The sequence below is a fragment of the Phenylobacterium sp. genome, assembly GCF_004799395.1.
Lineage (GTDB): Bacteria > Pseudomonadota > Alphaproteobacteria > Caulobacterales > Caulobacteraceae > Phenylobacterium.
Genome location: NZ_SSMZ01000219.1, coordinates 1 through 6222 on the forward strand (window position 1 = coordinate 1; position 6222 = coordinate 6222).

4 protein-coding genes and 1 pseudogene are annotated in these 6222 nt (G+C 69.5%); 2 read left to right on the forward strand and 3 right to left on the reverse strand.

All coding sequences use genetic code 11. The features are described 5' to 3' along the window. Positions 1-487: heme NO-binding domain-containing protein (locus tag E8A12_RS14100; RefSeq protein ID WP_293369819.1), on the reverse strand; the 487-nt coding region annotated here is incomplete at its 3' end. A gap of 256 nt (positions 488-743) precedes the next feature. Between E8A12_RS14100 and E8A12_RS14105 the strand changes: the two genes are divergently transcribed. Continuing rightward, complete coding sequence (locus E8A12_RS14105; RefSeq protein ID WP_293369821.1) at positions 744-2765, forward strand: elongation factor G; 2022 nt, start codon at positions 744-746, stop codon at positions 2763-2765. 110 nt (positions 2766-2875) lie between these two features. Next, the gene (locus E8A12_RS14110; protein ID WP_293369823.1) at positions 2876-4282 is read left to right on the forward strand and encodes an MFS transporter; all 1407 of its coding nucleotides are present in this window, start codon (positions 2876-2878) and stop codon (positions 4280-4282) included. Here the strand turns inward: E8A12_RS14110 and E8A12_RS14115 are convergent. Both E8A12_RS14115 and E8A12_RS14120 read right to left on the reverse strand, forming a co-directional pair. Further along, entirely contained in the window at positions 4279-5778 is a 1500-nt protein-coding gene (locus tag E8A12_RS14115) for an efflux transporter outer membrane subunit (protein ID WP_293369825.1), read from the reverse strand. The genes E8A12_RS14110 and E8A12_RS14115 overlap by 4 nt on opposite strands. Continuing rightward, positions 5762-6222 (reverse strand): annotated as a pseudogene (locus tag E8A12_RS14120) (EmrB/QacA family drug resistance transporter); the annotation flags it as partial. The pseudogene E8A12_RS14120 and the gene E8A12_RS14115, both read right to left, overlap by 17 nt.

The following is a 6222-nucleotide window of genomic DNA, read 5'->3' on the forward strand; positions in this document are numbered from 1 at the left end:
AGGATGTGTGCTCGACCTCGACCGTCTCGCAATACCAGTCGGCGGCGCCCTCGATGAAGCCCTGGGCGAGCGCGCACATCTTCCGCGTGGAGCGGTAGCGCATGGTGATGGCGCCGTCGGACGCCTCGTGGATCCCGAAGTGCGGACAGGCCGCGCCGGCATAGAGCTTGCGCACCTCGGCGTGGATGATGTCGTTCACGCCGCTGACGAAGGGCCGGGCCGAGCTGTGCGGCGTGAAGAAGTCCGGATAGAGCTCGGCCAGCACCGGGATCGCGCTGCGGCCGAACCAGCGCAGCACGTCGGCGCGCTGAAGGCCCAGCGCCTGGGCCGCAGCGGCGGCCAGAGCCTCCATTTCGGCGTCGTCGTAGTTGCCGAGCGAGGTGTAGACGCCACTGGCGTTCGCTGCGTCGAGCAGGCTGTCCCAGGTGTCCGCGCCGTATTTCGCGGTGACAACGGACTCTAGCAGGTTGAAAACGACGCCCTTCATCCCAGCCCCTCAGATTTCGTGAAAGCGCGCAGGGCTTATCGCGAATTCCTTAAGGCCAAGCTTCCGGCGCCCCTTCGCTTCGATCGCGGCCTGCTCCCGACTTCGTGACGTCGACGTCGGCGAAATACGGGCGTAGGCTTCTTTGGTCAGGGCGGCGCGAGCCCCTGCAAACGGTCCGCGACCGCCCCAAAACCGCGCCATGGAGGCGGCCTCCAGACACCCGCGTCCCTGGCGCCTACGGTGTTGGGAGACGACCATGGCAATCCAGACAGCGGGGTCCGTGCGCGCCTTGGCGCTCGTGGGCCCCACGAGCGCCGGCAAGACCACCCTCATGGAAGCCCTCCTGCAGGTGACCGGCGCGGTCGACCGCCGCGTCGGCGGCGAGATGGTCGGCGATTCAAGTCCCGAGGCGCGTGCGCGCGGCCATTCGGTGGAGCTGAATCTCGCCGGCTTCGAGTTCATGGGCGACCGCTATTCGGTGGTGGACTGCCCCGGATCGCTGGAGTTCTGCGCCGACCTCGACGCCGCACTGCCGGCCGTGGACCTGGCGGTGGTCGTGGCCGAGCCGGACCCCGCCAAGGCCGCCCTTTTACAGCCGACGCTGCGCGAGCTGGAACGGCTCGGCGTGCCGCACGCGCTCTTCATCAACAAGATGGACCTGGCCCGCGGTACGCTCTCAGACCTCCTGGCGGCCCTTGCGCCCGTCAGCTCCGCGCCCCTGGTGGCGCGGCAGATTCCGACCTGGGAAGGCGAGAAGGTCACCGGCTTCATCGACCTGGCGCTTGAGCGCGCCTTCGTCTACCGGCCGGGCGAGCCCTCCAACCAGGCGGACATCCCCGGCGAGTTGCGCGACGCCGAGGCCGAGGCGCGGTTCCACATGCTGGAGCAGATCGCCGACTTCGACGACGAACTGCTCGAACAGCTCCTCTCCGACGTGACCCCCACCCGCGACGCAGTGTTCGCCGACCTGGTGCGGGAGATGAACGAGGGCCTGATCGTGCCGGTGTTCTTCGGCTCGGCGCAGAACGGCTTCGGCGTGCGGCGCCTCCTAAAGGCGCTGCGCCATGAGACGCCCTTGCCGGACCGCGCCGCCCAGCGGATCGGCATCGAGGCCGGCGCCTATGTGCTGAAGGCCGCCTACGCCGGCCAGTCCGGCAAGCTCGCCTATGCCCGGGTGTTCGGCAAAGCCCTGGCCGACGGCGCCGAATTCGTCCTGCCGGACGGCGAACGCTGCCGCGCCGGCGGCCTGTTCGCGGTCCAGGGCGCGGCGATCCGCAAGATCGGCTCGGCGCCGATCGGCGAGGTCTGCGCCATTGGCAAGGTTGAGGCCGCCCAGGCCGGGCAGATCCTGTCCACCACCGGCCGGCCGCAGGCTGTCGCTGCGGCTGCCTCGCCGCGCCGGCCGCTGTTCGCGGTGGCGCTGTCAGCCAAGAACCACAAGGACGACGTCCGCCTCTCCGGCGCGCTCGGCAAGCTGATCGAGGAGGACCCCGGCCTGCGGCTCACCCATGATGCGGAGTCGCGCCAGGTGCTGCTGGCCGGCCAGGGCGAGGGCCATGTGCGCCTGGCGCTCGAGCGGCTGAAGCGCCGGTTTGGGGTGGAGATCGACACCGAGCAGCCGAAGACGGCCTACCGCGAGACGATCCAGCGCGGCGTCACGCAGCGCTCGCGGCACAAGAAGCAGTCCGGCGGCCATGGCCAGTTCGCCGACGTGACCGTGGAGATCCGGCCCCTGCCCCGCGGGTCCGGCTGCGTCTTCACCCAGCGGGTGGTCGGCGGCGCGGTGCCCAAACAGTGGATTCCCGCCGTCGAACAGGGCGTGCGCGACGGCCTGGAGAAGGGCCAGCTCGGCTTCCCGGTCACCGACCTGGAGGTGACCCTGGTGGACGGCCAGACCCACAGCGTCGACAGCTCGGAAATGGCCTTCCGCATGGCCGGCAGACTGGCGATGGAAGAGGGCCTGCCCGGCTGCGGCTCGATCCTGCTGGAGCCGATCGAGAAGCTGACGGTCTATTCGCCGTCACCCAGCGCCTCGAATGTCACCTCGGCGCTCACCGCCCGGCGCGGCCAGATCCTGGGACTGGCGCCACGGGAAGATTGGCGCGGCTGGGAGCGGATCGAGGCCTATCTGCCGCAGTCCGAGCGTCAGGGCCTGATCGCCGAACTCCGCGGCCTCACCCAGGGCCTCGGCGCCTTCGAGGCCGATTTCGACCACATGGCCGAGCTTTCGGGCCGGCTGGCGGCCGAAGCCAGCCAGGGGGCCGGAGCCCGGGTGTAGGACAGCCTGTCGGCGGGCGAGCCTGGAAGCTCGCCCGCAGCGCCGCTGTGATGTACCTCTCTCGCCAAGCGCGGGGCGACTCTGCGCGCCAGTAACCCCGGGAGAGCCTGATGACCGCAGCCGCCGCCGCGCCGCCGATGAAGATCAACGTCGCCAAGGTGGCCTTCACCTCGCTCGCGGCCTCCAGCATCGAGTGGTACGACTTCTTCATCTACGGCACCGCCGCGGCCCTGGTGTTTCCCAAGCTGTTCTTCGCCGCCAGCCTTCCCCCGGCGGTGGCCCAGTTGGCGGCTTTCTCCACATTTGCCGTGGGCTTCATCGCCAGGCCGGTCGGCGGCGTCATCTTCGGCCATTTCGGCGACCTGGTGGGGCGCAAGAAGGCGCTGGTCACGGCGCTCCTGATGATGGGCCTCGCCACAACGGCGGTGGGGCTTCTGCCGTCCTACGCCATGGCCGGAATCATGGCGCCGCTGCTGCTGATCGCGCTGCGCTTCGTGCAGGGCCTGGCGGTCGGCGGCCAATGGGGCGGCGCCATGCTGCTGGCCTTCGAAAACGCCCCGCCCAAGCAGCGCGGGTTCTACGGCAGCTTCGCCCAGATGGGCGTACCCGCAGGGGTGGTGTTGGCCAACCTGATCTTCATCGTGATCGACAAGCAGGTCGCGCCGGAGAACTTCCTCATCTGGGGTTGGCGCATTCCGTTCCTGCTCTCGATCGTGCTGGTGGCGCTGGGCCTCTATGTCCAACTCAAGCTGGAGGACACCGCCGAGTACCAGGCGCTGCAGGCGCTTGAGGCCCGACAACAGGAGGCGGCCGCCAAGGCGTTGGCCGCCGAGCAGGGCGTCAGCCTCGACCAGGCCAAGGCGCAGCTGCGCGCCGCCAAAGGCTCACCGATCCTCAAGGTGATCGCCAAGCACCCCAAGGAGATCCTGCTGGCCGCCGGGGCTTTCGTCGCGGCCAACGGCACCTTCTACCTGATGATCAACTACGCGCTCGCCTACGCCACGGACCCGCACCACGGTCCGCACGTGGCGCGTCCGGTGATCCTGTGGGCCGTGGTGCTGGGCGCCCTGATCTCGGCGCCTTTCCTGCCGCTGATGGCCTCCCTGTCCGACAAGGTCGGACGGCGCTCGGTGTTCATGAGCGGCGCGGTGCTGATGGGCCTGTGGTCTCTCGTGTTCTTCAAGCTGATCGAGACCGGCGCCTTTCCGATGATGTTGCTGGCGATCGGCGTCGGATCGATCTTCAACAACTTCATGTACGGCCCCCAGGCGGCTCTGATGGCCGAGCTGTTCGACACCGAATTCCGCTATTCCGGCGCGTCCTTGGGCTATCAGATCGGCGCGATCTTCGGAGGCGGCTTTGCGCCGATCATCGCCACGGCGCTGTTCACCAAGTACGCCACCTCGATGGCCGTCTCGGGTTACATGGCTGCGCTCTGCGTGATCTCGCTGATCTCGGTCTTCCTGCTGGCGGAGACCCACTCCAAGGCCCACCGCGACGCGATGGGCGTCAGCTAGCGACCTTTTGCCGGCGGCGAGGCGGCCGTCGCGGTTGCACCCCAGTCGGAGGCCGTGGCGGCGTAGAGTTGCACGAGGTCGCTGTAGCGGCGGCCCTGCGCCTCCACCAGCGCGCGGCGCGCGCGGCTCAGCGTCCGCTGCGCCTGCACCACGTCGACCATCGGCCCGCCGCCCAGACGAAGGGCGTTCTGGGCGTCGGTGGCGCCGGCCTCGGCGGCGCGGTTGGCGAGTTCCAGCGAGGTGATCGCCTGCTGGTCGCTGCCCAGGTCTGACAGCACGTCGGAGACCTCGACGAAGGCCTTCAGCACGGTCTGCTCGTAGCGGGCGAGCGCGACGCGCGCGTCAGCCTCGGCGGCCTTGCGCTCAGCCTTCAGCGTGCCGCCATGGAAGATCGGCGCGGTCAGGCCGCCCAGCAGGTCCCAGGCCGCGGAGTCGGCGTTGAAGATGTCCCCGGGCTTGATCGCCTCCTGGGTCAGGGCGGCCGAGAGCTTGATGTCCGGGTACTGGTTGGCGATGGCCACGCCCACGGCGGCGGTGGCGGCGTGCAGATTGGCTTCCGCCTGCAGGATGTCGGGCCGGTTGCGCACCAGCTGCGAGGGCAGGCTGACCGGCGCCTCGACGGGTGCGGTGATCCTGGCGAAGTCGAAGTCCGGCGCGGTCCACTCGGCGGGCGACTTGCCAGACAGGAGCGCCATCTGGTGGCGCGCGGCGTCCAGTTGCCGCTGCAGCGGCGGCAACAGGGCCTCGTCCTCGGCCAGTTGCGTCAGGCCGCCGGAGTAGGCCGAGTGCGCCTCGCCGCCGGCGGTTTCCGCGGCGCGGATCATGTCGATCACCCGGCGGTCGTCGGCGATGATGTCCTTGGTGGCGGCGATCTGGCCGCGCAGGCTGGCGATGGTCATGGCCTGCATGGCCATGTTGCCGCTGAGCGACAGATAGGCTGCGTCGGCCTGGCGGGCTGCGGCCTCGGCCTGCGCCTGAGCCTTCTCGGTCGCGCGCTTCTTGCCGCCGAACACGTCGAGATCGTAGCTCACCGATCCGCCGATCGAATAGAGATTGATGGTCGGGCTCTGGATCGGCGGCAGGCCTGGGAAGCCGGAGAAGCCGAAGGCCGCCAGGTTGATCCGTTCGCGCTGGGCCGAGGCGTTGGCGTCGACCTGCGGCAACTGCGCGCCGTGCACGGCGGCCACCTGCTGTTGAGCCTTTTCGAGGTTGTAGCGCGCCTCGGCGACGGTCGGGCTGCTGGCCAGGCCCTGACGGATGGCGGCGTCCAGCTCCGGGGAATTGAACGCCTGCCACCAGGGGCCAGCCACGCGGCTCTCCGGCGTCAGTTTCACCCCGGTCGGCGCGATGTCGCCGGCCATGGCGTAACCGCCGGCTGCGGGCCCCGAGGGGCCTGCCGGCGCCTTGAAGTTCGGGCCCACCGTGGAGCAGGCGGCCAGCACCAGCGCCGAGGCTGACGCGGCGAGCAGGATCAGGGGTCTAGTCGACGATGGCATGGAGGGGCTCCCCGCCGACAGGCCGCGGCTTGCGCATGAGCAGCAGCATCGGAATGCAGGCGATGGTGATGATGAGCATGAGGCGGAAGTCGTCGATATAGGCGACCATGGACGCCTGGCGGGTGACCTCGCCGTTGAGGGCGGTGATCCCCGCCGTGGTGGCGGGGTTGAAGGCGCCGGGAAGGGTCGAGCGGACGACGGCGTCCGAGGTCACGACCTTGCTGGCGAGGCTGGCGTGCATCGTCTGGGTGTTGGCCACCACCAGCGCGTTCATGATCGAGATGCCGACGCTGGAGCCCAGGTTGCGGATCAGGGTGTAGACCCCGGAGCCTTCCGGCCGCAGGTGCGGCGGCACGGTGGCGAAGGCGAGCGTCGACAGCGGCACGAACAGCAGGCCCACGCCCAGGCCCTGGATGATCCCCGAGGTCACGAAGGGCCACACGG